Annotated in this window: 14 protein-coding genes and 2 tRNA genes; 5 read left to right on the top strand and 11 right to left on the bottom strand. The window is 60.0% G+C overall.

The window, feature by feature from the left end:
* The first annotated feature begins 1 nt into the window (after position 1).
* The gene (locus tag ACX80E_RS01455) at positions 2-532 is read left to right on the top strand and encodes a DUF1697 domain-containing protein (RefSeq protein ID WP_459299834.1); all 531 of its coding nucleotides are present in this window, start codon (positions 2-4) and stop codon (positions 530-532) included.
* Here ACX80E_RS01455 and ACX80E_RS01450 read toward each other — a convergent pair.
* The 3 genes from ACX80E_RS01450 to ACX80E_RS01440 all read right to left on the bottom strand — a co-directional run bounded on the left by ACX80E_RS01450 (position 529) and on the right by ACX80E_RS01440 (position 4,253).
* Complete coding sequence (locus ACX80E_RS01450) at positions 529-2,139, bottom strand: GTPase (protein WP_459299832.1); 1,611 nt, start codon at positions 2,137-2,139, stop codon at positions 529-531. The genes ACX80E_RS01455 and ACX80E_RS01450 overlap by 4 nt on opposite strands.
* Positions 2,136-3,950, bottom strand: a complete 1,815-nt coding sequence (locus tag ACX80E_RS01445; protein WP_459299830.1) for a dynamin family protein — start codon at positions 3,948-3,950, stop codon at positions 2,136-2,138. The genes ACX80E_RS01450 and ACX80E_RS01445 overlap by 4 nt, the downstream gene beginning before the upstream one ends.
* A gap of 117 nt (positions 3,951-4,067) precedes the next feature.
* A complete protein-coding gene (locus tag ACX80E_RS01440) occupies positions 4,068-4,253 on the bottom strand; it encodes a CsbD family protein (RefSeq protein ID WP_459299828.1) in 186 nt (61 codons plus the stop codon).
* A gap of 998 nt (positions 4,254-5,251) precedes the next feature.
* Here ACX80E_RS01440 and ACX80E_RS01435 point away from each other — a divergent pair.
* The 3 genes from ACX80E_RS01435 (at position 5,252) to ACX80E_RS01425 (ending at position 7,381) form a co-directional block, all read left to right on the top strand.
* Entirely contained in the window at positions 5,252-5,749 is a 498-nt protein-coding gene (locus ACX80E_RS01435; protein ID WP_459299826.1) for an SRPBCC family protein, read from the top strand.
* A gap of 151 nt (positions 5,750-5,900) precedes the next feature.
* On the top strand, positions 5,901-6,719 hold the full coding sequence (locus ACX80E_RS01430; protein WP_459299824.1) for an arginase family protein: 819 nt from the start codon (positions 5,901-5,903) through the stop codon (positions 6,717-6,719).
* On the top strand, positions 6,716-7,381 hold the full coding sequence (locus ACX80E_RS01425) for a GDSL-type esterase/lipase family protein (protein WP_459299822.1): 666 nt from the start codon (positions 6,716-6,718) through the stop codon (positions 7,379-7,381). Before ACX80E_RS01430 ends, ACX80E_RS01425 begins: the two co-directional genes overlap by 4 nt.
* A gap of 159 nt (positions 7,382-7,540) precedes the next feature.
* Here ACX80E_RS01425 and ACX80E_RS01420 read toward each other — a convergent pair whose 3' ends face one another.
* The 3 genes from ACX80E_RS01420 to ACX80E_RS01410 form a co-directional block, all read right to left on the bottom strand.
* Complete coding sequence (locus ACX80E_RS01420) at positions 7,541-8,038, bottom strand: MarR family winged helix-turn-helix transcriptional regulator (RefSeq protein WP_459299820.1); 498 nt, start codon at positions 8,036-8,038, stop codon at positions 7,541-7,543.
* A 230-nt stretch (positions 8,039-8,268) separates the two neighbouring features.
* Positions 8,269-9,567, bottom strand: a complete 1,299-nt coding sequence (locus ACX80E_RS01415) for an MFS transporter (RefSeq protein WP_459299818.1) — start codon at positions 9,565-9,567, stop codon at positions 8,269-8,271.
* Between the two features lie 78 nt (positions 9,568-9,645).
* On the bottom strand, positions 9,646-10,623 hold the full coding sequence (locus tag ACX80E_RS01410) for an aldo/keto reductase (protein WP_459299816.1): 978 nt from the start codon (positions 10,621-10,623) through the stop codon (positions 9,646-9,648).
* A 46-nt stretch (positions 10,624-10,669) separates the two neighbouring features.
* Here ACX80E_RS01410 and ACX80E_RS01405 point away from each other — a divergent pair, with 46 nt between their 5' ends.
* Positions 10,670-11,215 carry a cysteine hydrolase family protein gene (locus tag ACX80E_RS01405; protein ID WP_459299814.1) on the top strand — a complete coding sequence of 182 codons (546 nt, stop codon included), beginning with the start codon at positions 10,670-10,672 and terminating at the stop codon, positions 11,213-11,215.
* A gap of 59 nt (positions 11,216-11,274) precedes the next feature.
* Here ACX80E_RS01405 and ACX80E_RS01400 read toward each other — a convergent pair whose 3' ends face one another.
* The 5 genes from ACX80E_RS01400 to ACX80E_RS01380 form a co-directional block, all read right to left on the bottom strand.
* A complete protein-coding gene (locus ACX80E_RS01400; protein WP_459299812.1) occupies positions 11,275-12,471 on the bottom strand; it encodes a Fic family protein in 1,197 nt (398 codons plus the stop codon).
* Positions 12,472-12,674: 203 nt separating this feature from the next.
* Positions 12,675-13,088 (bottom strand): hypothetical protein, encoded by a 414-nt coding sequence (locus ACX80E_RS01395; RefSeq protein WP_459299810.1) that lies wholly within the window; start codon positions 13,086-13,088, stop codon positions 12,675-12,677.
* A 1,712-nt stretch (positions 13,089-14,800) separates the two neighbouring features.
* A tRNA-Glu gene (locus ACX80E_RS01390) sits at positions 14,801-14,873 on the bottom strand.
* A gap of 87 nt (positions 14,874-14,960) precedes the next feature.
* A tRNA-Gln gene (locus tag ACX80E_RS01385) sits at positions 14,961-15,032 on the bottom strand.
* Positions 15,033-15,162: 130 nt separating this feature from the next.
* Positions 15,163-15,960 carry an HAD family hydrolase gene (locus tag ACX80E_RS01380; protein WP_459299808.1) on the bottom strand — a complete coding sequence of 266 codons (798 nt, stop codon included), beginning with the start codon at positions 15,958-15,960 and terminating at the stop codon, positions 15,163-15,165.
* Positions 15,961-15,971 lie beyond the last annotated feature (11 nt).

Here is a 15,971-nt window from a genome sequence, read left to right as displayed (position 1 = left end):
CATGACCAATTACGCTGTGTTCCTGCGCGGGATCAATGTTGGCGGCATTAACGTCAAAATGGCGGAACTCCGCACAGCCTTGGCCACGCTCCCCGTGTCCCGGGTCAAAACACTGCTGGCCTCGGGCAATGTTGTGTGCTCCACAAACATGGCCGCCGGGGCGTTGAAAACCGCCGTGGAAAAGCTTCTGCGCGACTCCTTTGGCTACGATGCCTGGGTGGTGGTGCTGGAGCGGGAGACGCTTCAGGAAATCATCGACGTGTGCCCCTACCCGGCCGATGACAGCTCCCAGCACAGCTACGTGACACTCTCCAACGACCCCGCCGTCCTGGACGAACTTGCCACCCGCGGCAGCGAGATTCCCGAGCTCGAACTTGCCCGGCTGAGCCCCGAAGCGCTGGCGTGGCTGGCCGAAACCGGCAGCACCCTGGCCAGCCCCTTTAGTAAGCTGACGGCTAGGCCGCGCTATAAAAGTACGACGACGACCCGGAACCTGCGCACGCTGCTCAAGTGCTGCGAGGCGATGGGCTAGCGGGCTGCCGCCAACGCTTCCTGAAACGCCCGGTAGCGCGCAATCTCGGCCTCGGTGGGTTCCTCCACCAGTGTTTGGGACACGCTGGCAACACTGTCGCTCAGGCGCCGTCGAGCCAGCGCGGCCCGCCTCTTGCCCCCGGCCAGTGCCATGAACTTGCTGGTGATGGCAAGGAAGATACCCAGCACAACACCCGTCAGAACCATCAGGGTGGGCACGGCCCAGCCCTCAACTTTCGGGGTTTCCGGCACCGGAAACTGGAAGTAACCCAAGGCTGCCACGGCGCCCAGCCACAGCAGTCCGGACACGGCCACCAGCAGCGCCAGCCACTGAATCACCGAAAACACCTGCCACCACCAGGGGCGGGCGTTGGCCTTCAAATCGGTGCTGGCCACGGCCTGGTCGAGGGCGTCGGGAAGTTCCTGAAGGTTGCTGCGGGCAGCTGTCCGAATGGCGGCACGCCACGGCCCGGAAGCGCCGGTGCTGGCAGCGTCGGCGAAGTCGCGCACGGATGAATCGATCCGGGCCAGCTCGGCGGCACCCGCGGGCGGCAGGGACGTCCTGTTCACCTCGGGGGCATCCGTGCGCCGCAAACTCAGTCGCCGCAGCGGGTCCCTGCGGAATCGAGTCAGCCACCGCGTCGCGGGCCACCCGGTACGCTTGCTGGCGTCCAAGCTGTAGGACGTGCGCACTGCCCGGGCAATGGATTCCAGGTGCACCGCCCCGGCCAGCCCTGCCGCCAGCTGCTTTCTGTCCTGTTGGTGCACACCGGCGGCGTCACCGCCACCTGCTGCCTGGGCCAACTTTTCTGCCGCCACCGCCACGTCCGCGGCCAGGCGGGCGTTTTGGGCCGCTTTGGCCTTCACCACCGTGGCGATGCGTTGGCGCAGTTCCGGCACCCCAACGGCGCTCACGGCCGAGACCGCCTGCACCTTCACCGTGCCCAGGCCGTCGCTGTCAAGGATGGCGGTCAGCGATGCCAGCACAGGCTTGACCTCGTGCGGGGCCAACTTATCCACCTGGTTCAACACCACCAGCGTCACGGCGGCGTGGGCCGAGAAGGGTCTGATGAACTCGTTGTGGATGGCCGCATCGGCGTATTTCTGCGGGTCCACCACCCACACCAAAACGTCCACCTGCCCGGCCAGGCGCTCCACGATCTCGCGGTTGCGCAACTGGACCGAATCGAAATCCGGCAGATCGAGCAGGACCAGCCCCCCGGCGTCGTCCACGAGAGACGGCACGGGGGCACCCTCGCGGCGGTCGGCAACCTCAAGCCAATCGAGCAGGGGCGCGCTGCCTTCGGGCCCCCACACCATGGCCAGCGGCTCACTCGTGGTGGGCCGGCGCACGGCTACCCGCGCGGCATCCGTGCCCGCCACCGCGTTGAAAAGGGACGACTTCCCGCTGCCGGTGGCGCCAAAGAAGCCCACCACCGTGTGGTCGGCGCTCAACGAACGGCGCGAACTGGCCCGTTCCAACACCCCGAAAAGTTGCTCCAGATCTGACTCCTCCAGGCGGCCCTGGCCCAACTCCCGCGCCTCGTTGAGCGCCGCAAGTTGTCGGGACAGCGTGGACTCGGCCCGTGCCTGGCGATGCCGGCTCATGCGCGCTCCCCCGCCCCGCCCAAGGCAGCCACGTGGGTGACCAAACCAGCCAGCCCAAGCACCCGCGGATCGGTGGCACCCCGGACGGGTCCCAGTCTGCTCAGGAACAGGTCCTGCTGCCGCTCCAGCAGACTGGCGCAGCGGGCATCCAGGGAGCGTTTAGCTTCCTTCGCCAGACGGCGCACAGCATCCTCACCAAAAATGGCTTCCAAGACTTTTTGACCGACGACGGCGGTGCCTCCTGCGATGCCCACCTCGGCTCCAGTCAGTCCCCCCGTAAAGGAAAAAACAACCACCATCAAGGCCACCCCCAGCCCGTTGACGCCAAAGGACATCCATCTGGCCTGTGAACGTTTGGCTGCGCCTTCTGCCCTAATCAACGCCAGGACCTGGCCTTGCCAGGCCCGGATTTCATCGGCCACCTGGGCCGGGAAGTCGGCGTCGAGGGCTGAGAGGTCATCCATGCCAAGGAGTTGCCGACCGGCCGGATCAGCCCGCCAGCGTTGATCGGCGTCCTCTGCGGCGCGGGCCGCCTGGTCCACAATGACTGCCTGCAAGCCGGTTTCAATGGCGACTTCCACCTTGACGGCGGGTGGCGGCTGGCCCTTGAAGAAGGCACCCACCCTGTCCCGCAGACGGCCAATGCCATTTTCCAAGGCTCTGAAGAAGTCACCCGTGCCCACAAAGTCCTGCCACCTGGCCAGGACCTCCCCGCGCAGCAGGGTCCCGTCGCTGGTGGCCTTGCTGATGCGTGCGGCGGCGTCGTCGAAAGCAGCGCGGACGTCCTGTGCCAGTTGCTGGCCGGCCACGTGCTGGTCCAGGACCGCCCCGGAGAGTACATCCAGGCGCCCGGAGAGTGAGCGGACGGCACCGTTCAGGGTCCTGCGCACAATCTCCGCCCGGCCAGCCGAGTCCTCACTGATGGTGGCCAGCCACCTATTGATGGGGGCAACAGCGGCAGCGGGCAGCATCCCCAAGGCGTCAAGGGTCATTTCCGGGACCACAAAGAGCTGCGCACTGGCCAGGCCCTCGCGTTCCAACATGGCTTGCAGGTCCGCGGCAATTTCCTGCTCAGCGCCGGGCGGGACCCGGTCCAAAATGATGGCGACGGTGATATCCCGGGAGGCGGCATCAAGGAGGAGTTTCCACGGCACCGCGTCCGCGTACCTATTGGCGGTTGTGACAAAGAGCCACAAGTCCGCGGCCGCCAGCAACTGCCCGGCCAGGTGCCTGTTGTCATCTGAGATGGAGTCCACGTCCGGTGCGTCCAAAAGTGCCACACCCGTTGGCACGGCCGGGTCAGCCATGAGAACCAGGGACGTCATGGCTGAGGCATCCGGCTCCACGCCCGCACGTGTTGCGGGCGTGTTACCTTGTGCAGACTCCCCGCGGACCCTGTGCAAGGTGGGCAGTACCCGCGCGGAGGTGAACCAGGGCGCGTCGGCCGGGTTGTGGAACAGAATTGGCTGGCGCGTGGTGGGCCTGATGGCGCCAGAACGCGTCACCGGATGCCCCACCAGGGCGTTGACAAGCGTAGACTTTCCGGCCCCCGTGGAACCGCCAACGACTGCCAGCAGTGGGGCCTCCAAACTCTTCCACCGCGGCAAAATGTAGTCATCGAGCTGGCCAAGCGCGGCCGCTGCCGTGGCACGGGCGCTGTCCACCCCCGGCAACGCCAACGGAAGGTCAAGGGCTGCCAGTTCGGATCGCACGCTTTCCAGCAGGGAAACCGCGGAGTCTTGCGCTGGGGAAGCTGCGTGACCATCCTCTGGCGGAATGGACCGTGGCGGCACTGCATCGGTGGGGTTCACAGTTTCATCATGCCAGCAGAACGCTCCAGTGAAAGCTATTGCGGGGCGCAAATGAGCAATAATACAGCAAAGAAGCCCCGCCGTAGCTCACGGCGGGGCCTCCCAGGACTGCACTAGCTACTTGCCGAAGGTGTCCTTCGCGGCGTCTTTGACATGCTCGCCGGCTTGCTTTGCCTTGGCTGCGGCTTGTTCGGCAACACCCTCGGCCTGAAGCTTCTCATTGTTCGTTGCGTCGCCCAGGGTTTCCTTCGCCTTGCCGGCAGCTTCCTGAGCTTTGTTGCTGATCTTATCTCCGAGACCCATGAGGTCCTCCTTCAACTCGAATCCAACTAGAACACTTTCAACCCTAGGAAAGGAATCTGAACGTTTCCTGAGTGTCTGGCGCCAACAGCATCCTTCGGGGGCTGTGTGTGCCATATATCAGCGGGAACGCAAAAGGCCGGGACGCTTGGACGCCACCACGGACGAACTTCGGTGGCAAGTCCAAGGACATCGATACTAGGGTCAATGGTGCCCGCTGTGATTTGTCGACGACGTCGATGCTTGCGTTGTGCAGTTCCGCAGCACGATGCTGCAACGCTGTGCCCCATCGCATCATCTACGTTGCTCCCATCCGGCAGGACGATCATAAGGTCGCGGTGGCGTTGCCCAAGGAAACGAACTGGTAAGCGGGTGCCTTCGCGTATACCGCGGGCTAGGTTTCCACCGACGTTGCAGATGTGCTTGAGGCCGGCGTCGCAACTCCAGGTGTGGGCGTGATGACTGCAGGAGCCGCAGGGGAGCAGCCTCACACCGACTGGCACTCAGTCATCTGGCTGAGGGCCGCATTCTGGAGTGATTTGCCGCGAGGTGCCGCAGCTGTGGCGATGGTCAATGCAGGTCACCCACGCGGCTCCCCAGCATCCAGTCAAGAGGCTCCACTGGCATGTATTTGACCACGACAGAGGCGCTTCCTCCTGAGTGGAGCCAGGGAGATTCGAACCCCTGTCTTCTTCTTCGGAGTGTGGCGTTTGTAGTAGTTTCCAACATTAGTCAAAACCCCGAGGTGCTGCGGGAACACGGAGTTTTCGTTGGCATATGGAGGGCGTAGAACAACGACACGTTTGGGCCAAAGGTGTCCCGCATAGGGCCCGCTCCCCCGGGCTTTTTTGCGGCGGGTCTTATGCGATATCCAAAAATTCAAGTGCGGTGAAGGCGCAGGTCAGAGAGTAGTTTGACCGATGGGGGTCCGGCTTAGGGGACACTCTTTCGCGAGGTTGAGCCGAATCGGGCCGGGTGCGGATCAAAGTTACCCTTGCCATATGGTCTACAACACTCATCAGCGCGAAACTGCGGCCCCCGCTAGCGAAGTAGGACTGCTCATTGACTCGCTTGCGAGCAAGAACGATCGGCTGTGGCCCCGGCACGAGTGGCCAGCCATGCGCTTTGATGGGCCGCTCAACATAGGCGCTGCGGGAGGGCATGGGCCTGTGCGCTATTTCGTAACTGCGTACGAACCCGGCCGACGGATCGAGTTTCAGTTCACCGGCCCATCGGGCTTCAACGGTCACCACTCGTTCACTGCCATCAGCCTTGCAGGCAATACAACGATGCTCCGGCACGAGCTTTCTATGGTGCCAAGCGGAACGGCGAAACTTACCTGGCCACTCTTCTTCCGGCCCATGCATGATGCGCTTATCGAAGAAAGCCTAGATCGCGCAGAAAACGACTACAGTTCCTCTCCAAACTCTGCACACCGCCGGTCACTGTGGACGAAGATCCTTCGGGCACCGTTCTCAGCGCGGATGACCCGCAAGTAGAATGCCCGCTCAATGTTCCCCTTGCGAACGGCGAATCAGTGTTCGCAAGGGACTTAGTCCGTCGCTTGCGTACTCCCGAATTCAGTCAATATCGGACACTGCCCTAGCATGGGAGCAACCGAAACCGGTTGCAACAGATGAGGTGGGGGTTGTGGTGACCGATTGGGACCTTCAACTGGTGGTGCCGTTGTGGCAGGGCAGCGGCGATCCTGGAATTGCGGAGGGTGCCTCTCGTCTGGCCGAGATGCTCGCGCCTTCGACCAAACGGCACGTCGCGGATCCGGCTCTTGGAACCCTCGATGAGCCCTATAACGGCGGGGACAACTCATTGGTCGAGAACCTCAATGCCGTCGAGGCGCACATGGTCGCGGCGGCGGACCTTTTGCAGGACCTTGGCCCCCGCAGCCTGGTGACCCTCGGCGGAGACTGCACCGTGGAAGTGGCCTCCGTGTCGTACCTGCCCTCGATCCATCCGGAGCTACGAGTGGTGTGGATCGACGCCCGCGCAGACCTGAACACCCCGGAGTCCAGCCCCAGCGGGCACGCCCACGGCATGCCGCTGCGCACACTCTTCGGTGACGGCCACCGGCGTCTGGTGCCGTCTACCACCTTGTCACCGCAACGATGCGCACTTCTGGGCACCCGCTCCATAGACCCACCCGAACAGGCGTTCGTCGAAGCCCACGGACTGCCACTACTTGCCCCCGGGCAACTGCAAAACGAACCAGGCCTCCTGGAACAGCTCCTGGACCGGTGGCTACCGGAAGTCGCGCCGCTTTACGTGCACCTGCATCTGGACGTCCTGGACCCAAAGGTGTGGCCGGCAGTGGCTGTCCCCGAACCCGAGGGGCTTGATATCCCGACCTTGATCGCAGTGCTCAACAGTCTCCGGGAACAGGGGCAACTCCTCGGGGTCGGCATCACCGAATACGTGCGTGGTCGTGAACATGTGGAAGGCCTGAAGTCATGAAGGCGTCCCAGGCGAATACATTGGATGGCAGGAAGCCGCCGGAACCGGATGTGCGTGTCTGCTTTATCGGCGACTCGTTCGTGGCCGGAGTCGGCGATTCACGTCACTTAGGCTGGGCCGGACGCCTGGCAGCACACAGCCATGCACCAGAACAGGCTCTGACCTCGTACAACCTAGGAATTCGACGCGACACCAGCGCCGACATCCTCCGCCGCTTCCAAGCGGAATGCACACCCAGATTGCCTTCTGGAAGCCACGCTGGAGTCGTGTTGTCCTTCGGCGTCAACGACACTATGTTCGAATCCGGCATATCAAGGGTGGCGGCCGATGACACGGTGACGAATCTGCGCATCTTGCTTCAGCAGCTGAATGAGGCGAGGTGGTCCGTCATGATGGCCGGCCCCCCAGCAGTCGACGACGAACGGCACAACGAACGCATCGTTGCCCTCGATGCCTCAATGGCGGTCGAATGCGACCGCCAGTCCGTGCCCTATTTCAGTGTCGTACGGCAGCTGCAGGGCCATGGCGTTTGGCGGCGCGAGGTGCGCGACGGCGACGGTGCCCATCCCGGAGCGGCCGGCTACGAAGCCCTGGCCACGCTGCTGCGCCCGGCATGGGACAAATGGCTTCTTGCCCTGCGAACCGCACGGTCCAGCAGCTAAAACCATCTGACGGTGGCATTGGGGACGTTTCGCCGTACCGCTCATCACGCTGCACACCGATACTCTATTCCGTCCCGCAGACGGTTCCCACTACGGGATGTGTGTTCGCCATACTCTTGGCGCTTCCTTACCGGCCTATGTTCGGAGATTTCCGGTTCCCTAATAAATCTTCGCTTCACGTTTTGATGATTTTTGTTCGTCAAGTGCGGTAGTGATGACAGACTCAGCTCGTACCAGCAGTGACTGTAGTTGTTTGAATTCTGTGTCGGTGAAGGCGTTTTTGAGCTGATTTTCTACTTCTAGGACGTATTTGTCGGCCTTCTTCACCAAGGAGCGTCCGGTAGGTGTTAGGTCTGTGACAAGCACCTTGGCGTGGATTGCCGATGGGACGCGGCGAGCGAGGCCTTTTCCTTCCAAGTTGCCCAAAATTGTCGACATGGTTTGTGGGGTAACGAGTGCTGCGCGTGCAAGTTGGGCTGCCGATTGGCTCGGCACGTAGTGAAGGGCCATCATGGTCACGTACTGCGGAACGGTCAGGTCAAATCCGCGTAGGACGTGGGCCTTTTCGGCCATGAGTACCTGCTCGACCCGTTTGATGAGGTGGCCGATTCTGCCTGCCACATCGACTTCAAGTTGCTCTTTTCCCAAGCTGCTCATGAGTATCAATATCCTGTAACGAAGTAGTGTTCTGCTTTATCGCAAGGATAGGGCATGGACCTGCGTCTTGGGCCACCGCCTAAGGATCTGGCATTGCGCCACCATAGCGACGTATGAGCGCTGAATCTCCGGGCGGCTCGGTCGGGGTGGGCGCAGAAGCATCAAGAATTGAAAACTCCCGGCCGTATGCGGTTTGCTGTCTGCTCGTTTCGTCATCATTGCACGGCTTCCTAAGCGGGCACTTCTAGGTTTCTGGCGGTGGCATCACCGATCAATTCTTGAGTACGGTTGCGCATCATAACCAAGGTAGCAATCGCCCCAGCTATGTTGATTGCGACGAGAAGCGTACCCACGAACGCGATCGCGATGGTCTCGCCCGCCAAACGATTTGTGTTGAACATCCCCGCTGCCATGCCGGCGCGGTGTGGTTCAACTGATCCGACGGCTGCACCATCAAGAATGCCCGCTGAGAGCCCCATGCCAGCACCAATGAGGAGGAGTGCGGGCGCGATCGCCCAGATAGGGGTTTCAGGTCCAATCACCGTGAGAAGCGCCGCTCCTAGGGCAACGAGGAGAAGGGAAGTAATCAGTAGCCAGCGTGCGCTGGCACCACAGGACAGTAACCACCCCGAGATGAGGGGAACGAATATTACCGGGATTGTCATCAGGACTATGACGATTCCGACGGTTCCAGGACTCATCCCGTAGCTCGCAGTGAAATAGATCGGCAAGTAGACAAGCAGCGCAACGAACCCAAACGCTAGGGCGACAGGGATCATGCAAAGAGTGAAGAATTTCGGTTGGCGGAAAAGATCCACGTCGAACATGGGGTATTTGGCGCGAGGTTCAACCACCACGAAGAGCACGCCAAGAATGATTGTAGCGACTATAAACCCGATGACCACGGGGCTGCCCCAGCCAAGCTGAGGCCCCTGCATCACACCAAAAACAAACGTAAACAGAGCCGGGGTGAAGGTGAAAGTTCCGGCCCAATCGACCCGGGCACCGGATGCGGCAGCGCCACGGTCCTTGACAGCGAAAGCCAGAAGTAAGATCACAACCGCTACAACGAGATAGGCGAGAAAGACTGCCCTCCAGTTGAAGATACCGACAAGGAACCCCGACAGCGAGGGCCCCAAAGCGAGACCGGCGCCAGCAGAAGACCCGAAGATCGCGAACGCCTTGGCAAGTTTTGGTCCACTGAAGGTGTTGGCAATGAGCGCGCTTCCTCCTGTCATCATCGCAGCGGCTCCGATGCCTGAGAGCCCGCGCGCGACATCGAGAGTCAGAATGCCTTGCGAGAAAGCACCGACAAGCGAACATGCTCCAAAGAGCACTGTCCCGGCGACGAAGATCCGTTTGCGGCCGAGGACGTCGGCCAGTGAACCGCAGACAAGTATGAAGCAGGCAAACATCAGATTGTATGAATTAACAACCCATTGGAGTGCGACGAGACTGGGCTCGAAATCCGCGTTAATTTGGGGAACAGCGACGGAAGTTCCGATGAGGGAGGCCGGCAGAATGAGCACTGCAGGACAGGCCGCGACAAGCGTTAGCCGCGCGCGGGGTACGTGTCCGTTAGGACAGTCAGGGAGCCCCTGTGTTGATTAGTAACGTGTTCCGCTGGCCGGTGGAATGGAGTCAAGTTCATAAAGATCGCTTGCAGTCAAGATCAGCGATGCTGCGTCAACATTGTCGTGTAAATGTGTGACGGATTTGGTTCCCGGGATGGGGATGACATTCTCGGATTGGGTCAGGGCCCAAGCGATAGATACCTGAGCCGGAGTCACCTCTCGCCGTATTGCGACAGCGCGGACAACGTCAAGGATGGTTTCGTTCGCTTTGCGGGCCTTGTCTGAGAACCTCGGATTGAACGATCGAAAGTCCGAGGATTCGAATGACGTATTTGAGCCAATGTCGCCAGTCAGGTATCCGCGACCCAACGGAGCAAAAGGAACAAAAGCTGTGCCGTTGCTTGATGTCCAGCTCAGAAGACCCTGATCAGAGCCCGGCGCGACTGTCAGCGCGTCACGGGTCCACAAGGACATTTCTGACTGGATTGCCGTCACGGGATGGATCGATTGGGCGAGTCTCGCCTGCGCAACTGAGACTTCAGAGAGGCCCAGATACCGAATCTTTCCCTGTTGCACGATTTCGGCCAGGGCAGCCCACGTCTCTTCCAGCGGCACATGATCATCGACCCGGTGCAAATAGTAGAGGTCAATATGATCCACGCCCAGGCGATTGAGACTAGCGTCGACCGCGCCCTGCATATACGCGGGACTTGCGTCCCGATGCATAGCCCGCGATCCGAGATCATCTACGACTAGACCACCTTTCGTGGCAAGAAAGACATCGCCTCTAATGCCCGTGAGCGCCTTTCCGACAAGTTCTTCGTTGTGACCATCGCCGTAGATATCCGCAGTGTCGATCACGGTCACCCCGGCATCAACAGCGGTACGAATGACACCAATGGACACGGCATCATCCCGCTGTGATTCCTGGTATCCCCAGCTCATACCCATGCAGCCAAGGCCCACGGCCCCCACAAGCTCACCAGTTCTCGCCAATTCTCGCTCAATCACGATCGTTCCTCTCTCGAATCCACTTAATATCAGTACACTGATTCATATGAGTATACTGTCATTCAATGTCAATGAGACCACAGACGCAACTCCAGCGATTCGCGATCCTTCGCGGTCTGCGCTAGTCCTGATTGATTTCCAAGAGTGGATAGTTGAGTCGTTTGTACCGAAAACCGGACGAGCTGCTGCGCGTCGGGCAAGCAAAATTTCCGCTGACTTCAGAAGGGCGAGTAGCCCAGTCGTGCATGTTCGATACCTTGCATGGGATCAATCGGACGGTGGCATAGAAAACTCTTCAACGAAATTCGTCGAGGAAGTGTCCATAGCGTCCATGGACACCGTAGTCACAAAGCATGGCCAGAACGCCTTCGAAGGAACCAGACTTGCCGAGCTCCTAGCCCGGCTGCAGATCACTAGGGTGTTCTACGCCGGAGTCGTAGCTGAAGGTGGAGTTGAACAAACGGTACTCAACTCCATTGAGCTCGGGCTCGAGACAATCGTCCTGTCCGAAGCAGTTTCTGGCATCTCACAACTATCTGGTGAACGAGCCCTCGCGAGAATGAACGTAGCTGGTGCGGTTATTGATCGTTGAATGCTACTTTCGTCCTCGAAATACCAGTTGGACTAAAGACGGTCGCACAGAGCTTTCCCCTATCGGCGTCTCTTGGCCCGAGCGCCGAACTCGTCAAGAACCCGCACAACATCCTTCGCCAACCAAATGCGGTTGCGTCTGCCGTTCGAGATTTGGACCAAGATGCCGGCATCGACAAGGCGGTTGATAGCGACCTGGGCGTTGACGGCTGAAATACCGAGTTGAGTTGCCGCGGAGGTGCTGTCAATAACTGGCTGGCGAAGGAGGATGCTCACGAGCCGGTGGGCCGCGGAGTCTCGTCTTGCCTTAACGCGGTCGCGCCACTCAAGCTGGACAGTTTCCAGGTCGTCGACGAGGATACGACCATTGTGAACTGCCGCGAACGATGCCTCAGCGATGGAGCGGACTATCGGTTCGATGTCCCCGGATCTGTAGGCACCGAACGCATCGAAATAGCGACCGGTGTCGTGGAGCAAACCCGCGGAGACCGGAACGGCGACATTGCGCGTTAGCTGCCCCCCACGCAGCATCGCTTGGATAAGTGCTCGACCGACTCTGCCATTGCCATCGGGAAATGGATGGATTGTTTCGAATTGGGCATGGGCAATCGCGGTCTGGACAAGAACAGGAATGTCGACGCGGCTGGTGAAAGCGACAAGATCGTCCATGAGCGCGGTGACTCGTTCGTGATGGGGCGGGATGAACTGTGCGGCGTGGGGCCCGAAGCTCCCTCCTCCGATCCACACCTGCTGATCGCGCCAATGGCCGACGATGTCGGGGTTGCTTTGCTCGAGTAGCGCGCGGTGCATTTCCAGGATGGCGTGGCCATCAATGGATTCGGACAGTGCGAGAGCTGCTTGCATGGCTCTGACGTTGCCCACGATCAGCTGCGCATTCTCCGAGGCGTGCTCACCGAGCTCTGCCAAGGCGATCTGTCGCGCGCCGCTGGTTAGGTTCTCAATCTCTGAGCTGGCGGCGCTTTCGGTGCGCAAGAGAATGGATGCGAATGGTGCTGCGATCTGCCCCACTTCTGCATCGAAGCGGGCGAGTTCACTGGCTCCTTCTTCAGTCAGTGCTTGCAGTTCGCCATCGATGTGGATTTCCAAACCGGAAATGAATGGGGGCACCGCCGCCAGGTAAGGTCCGGCAGCTCGGCGTCTTTGCGTGCGTGAGCCATACTCGTCTTGAACGTTGTGCCAGGGCCGCTCTTCATAGCCGAGTGATGGCCAGACCACGTTCTGCTCAAACATTGACATGACCCAAGCATACCAATGCTTAGTTCATTAAGCATTGGTATATGCCGTTACTGTTCCGAATGGCTCCAAGCGACGTCGTCCGGCGGGCGAGTACGGTTTCTGGCGTCCCGCAAGCCGTTCCGCCCCGCCGCCCTTGTCCGTGTCGTGAAGCGAGCTTGAGCGCCGACGCCAGCGTTGCACAGGGGGTTCCTCTACCTCAAACGTTAGCCACGGTCCGGGAAGTCTCCCTCGTAGTCGTTCCACATGCCGGCCAGGGCCTGCATCGCCCACAGCTGTTTCTCCACTGAGGCATTCTTGCCCTCGAAGTCCATGACGAAGTAGTTGACAACGAACCCGTCTTTCACTGAAGACCCATACTCCTCAGCACGCTTTCGGGTATCAAACCGGAAATAGTCTGCTTCTGCAGTGCTGTACGCCTCAACGCAATCACGCGGGGATTCACACGCCGTACCTGTGATGTCTTCCACCTGCGTCGTGACATCGGATGCGTCGTACTCGGCGTTCATGACGTCGTGCAGAGTGAGGTCCCGTTGTGGATCGAACAGGGAACACCCGGAGAGACCTGGTGCGGCGAGTAGAAGCAAGATGGTCGTGGCGGCAACCGAGCGTGATTTCATACTTCAACTCTTTCAGTCGATGAAGAGTAAAGCGCCCTACTCAGGGATGATTTGGCAAACCTCCATGACCGATCAAGGTTACGACTACGGGAGAGTCCAAGAAGCATCAAGACAAACTAATTCACGCGGCTTCGGCTCGACAACGCGGCGGTGGTCTTCCATCTGGCATGAACACATCCTGTGTGGTCTATAGCTGGCGAACGGTCATGAGAATATTCAGGTCATGGATTCTGAAACCAATATCCCAGCAGTTCGGGACAAGAAGCTGCTTGGAATCCTTTATCTGGTGCTCATTTATGCCGGTGCCACTTTACTGCTGCTAGTTCCTGCTCTGTTCTTAGGCTTCGGTGTCCAAGCGTTGGGTGGGAAGCTGGGATCTGGGTTGGCGACCCGACTTCGAACGACGGCGAGGAATCCTGGGCAACAATAATCGGCTCAGTCTCGGTTCTGATCGTGGTGGGCGGTGCGGCATGGGGAACCTGGCCCATGGCGCGACGACACGGTTTGCCTCCCCTGCAAACAATCACAATTGCGACCGGAGTCGTGTTCATTGGGTATTTGGTGTGGTTAGTCAGGATCTTCGGTTAAACGCGAAGACCCATTTTCTACAGGAATCAGGCCACTACTCGCAGAAAAGCAAAATACTGTCCCCCTCAGGGCCCCTCTGCGGGCGGCTCTACCGATCTCGCGACCACTGTTGCTCTGCACGATTCAATCAGCCGCTGGCGGCCTGTTTTGGGGGACGCTGACAGAAACATGGGCCAAAGTCAGCCGCCTAAAATTGGCCACCGGCAACTGGCGCGCCTCGGGTTCAAACAGCGTAGTGTCACCAATCCCGAGGGTGTTTCACGGGACATGCGCTTGAACGCCCCGAGCGAATTGTGGTTCGCAGAAATATGAGCCAGCGGCCGAACCAGCAGGCAAACCATCGAGGGCAACCACGTTACTTATCGCCGCACGATCTACCCCTGCACTGTCGGGGCTCCGATTGCGCGAGCTCTCCACGGGACGGCTGGGAAGGTTCGGGCTATGAGTGGTTCACCCAGCATGTCCTCGCCAAGACTGAGGCAGCCATGATCGACAAGGAATACGGGTCCAATGACGCCGACACCCAGCTGGGCCACTCCGGAAGCTCCATCACGGAGAAACATTACATCGAAAAGCCTGCCCCGCACCGGAGCTGTCAAGAGCGTTGGAGAAGTTCACTTCCGCGGCCCTCCCGGTGGATCCCCTCGGCATCGCCCTACCCGACACAGCGGACTTCTGACCGATTTCAAGGAACGTGTCGGAGCAACTAGGGCCGAAGTCGTACGAGCCGTCAACACCCGGCTAGCAGAGGCCTTGCGGGCAGAGTTCCCGGACATGAGGTGCTTCTCGGCCCGCAACCTCCAATACATGACAACATTTGCCGGGGGACTGGACCAACGGGCCAATTGCGCAGCAGCTTGCTGCGCAACAGTCGAAACTTGTTCAACAAGTCGCCAAAGATCCCTACAACCTTGAACCCCTGGGGCTCACGGGCGAGGCTTCCGAACGGGACCTCGAGCAGACACTCATGGACCTCGCCATCGATAGTCTCTGGGAATTGGGCCAGACCCGGGACGCCGCCAGGCCGACGGCAGCCCGGGAACAAGTGACCAAGAAACTGCCGATGTCAAGGATCGGGCATGCAAAAAAGGCCGGGAAGCTTTTCAGCTTCCCGGCCTTGCTTGTGACCCCAGCGGGATTCGAACCCGCGTTACCGCCGTGAGAGGGCAGCGTACTAGGCCGCTATACGATGGGGCCCTAGTACATTCATTTTTACTGAACGAACTCCAAAATATTACCTGAAGAATGCACAATACGCCAAATGAAAGGCAGCTTTTGCAAGCGCTGGGATACCAGGACTCGAACCTAGAATGTCGGTACCAGAAACCGATGTGTTGCCAATTACACCATATCCCAATGGCTACACGATTTACCTTGAAATCCGCGGGTTTCCCCAGTCTTTCAGCGGCTCTCGCGCCGGGATAAAACTATACCCGAGAGTTTGCTGAACACCAAAACGAGAATGCCGTTTTAACTGAGTCGTACATCACAGCAGTCGGGTGTTCACGGGCAGCCCCACCATGGCGCCCATCTCGGCAAGGTTTGCAACACTCACAACTCCCGCCACCACAGCAGCGTCCGCCTCGGCCATAGCAGGGGCCGCTTTGCCGTCCCGGTTCAGCCACACACCCAGCAAGCCCGCCTTGGCCGAGCCAACGGCGTCGACAGTGAAATTGTCCCCCACATATACCGTCCCCGCCGGCGCGGTGCCCAGTTGTCGGCAGCCTTCATGGAAGATCTCAGGCTGGGGCTTGGCCACGTTTACCGTGTCGATGCCCACCAGAACCCGGATGCGCGCCAAGCCGGCCGTATCCAGCTTGGCTCGCTGGTAGTCATAGACGTTATTACTGACAGCACCGTAGGGAATGCCCGCCTCATCGAGGGCGTCTAGGAGCGGCACGACGTCGGCAAAGGCGCGGATGGAGCGTGGCTGGGCCACTTCAAAGTCAGCAATCCATTGCTGCTCGGCCTGGACATCAAAGCCTGTGAACCCCACCTGGTCAAAGACCACCCGTGCGCGCAGCCCGCGCTGCTCGGCAAAACTGACTTCGCCCTGCACATAGCGGTCGTAGTAGTTCTGCGGATCCGCCAGATATGAAGCGGCAAAACCGTCCCACTGCGCGGGCGTGAAATCCGGCAGCAAGTGGGCACCGGCAAACACCATGGCGTCCTTCATAGCCCGGTATAGGTCAACAATGGTTTCATCAACATCGAACAAAACACCCCCGACCGGCACAGCAAAAAGCTGCGGGCCGGGGGCGTTGTGCGAAACGGGGTTCGTCACGGTTTTGTTGG

This window comes from Arthrobacter sp. TMN-49, from assembly GCF_054511095.1.
The sequence above is the reverse complement of the archived record's forward strand: the minus strand, read 5'-3'. Positions and strand labels throughout refer to the sequence as shown.

Bases quoted from the DNA above. Each gene is read 5' to 3' on its own strand.
- ACX80E_RS01455 (WP_459299834.1), top strand. From the start codon at position 2: ATGACCAATTACGCTGTGTTCCTGCGCGGGATCAATGTTGGCGGCATT.
- ACX80E_RS01450 (WP_459299832.1), bottom strand. From the start codon at position 2,139: ATGAGCCGGCATCGCCAGGCACGGGCCGAGTCCACGCTGTCCCGACAA.
- ACX80E_RS01440 (WP_459299828.1), bottom strand. From the start codon at position 4,253: ATGGGTCTCGGAGATAAGATCAGCAACAAAGCTCAGGAAGCTGCCGGC.
- ACX80E_RS01435 (WP_459299826.1), top strand. From the start codon at position 5,252: ATGGTCTACAACACTCATCAGCGCGAAACTGCGGCCCCCGCTAGCGAA.
- ACX80E_RS01425 (WP_459299822.1), top strand. From the start codon at position 6,716: ATGAAGGCGTCCCAGGCGAATACATTGGATGGCAGGAAGCCGCCGGAA.
- ACX80E_RS01420 (WP_459299820.1), bottom strand. From the start codon at position 8,038: ATGAGCAGCTTGGGAAAAGAGCAACTTGAAGTCGATGTGGCAGGCAGA.
- ACX80E_RS01405 (WP_459299814.1), top strand. From the start codon at position 10,670: ATGAGTATACTGTCATTCAATGTCAATGAGACCACAGACGCAACTCCA.
- ACX80E_RS01400 (WP_459299812.1), bottom strand. From the start codon at position 12,471: ATGTCAATGTTTGAGCAGAACGTGGTCTGGCCATCACTCGGCTATGAA.
- ACX80E_RS01395 (WP_459299810.1), bottom strand. From the start codon at position 13,088: ATGAAATCACGCTCGGTTGCCGCCACGACCATCTTGCTTCTACTCGCC.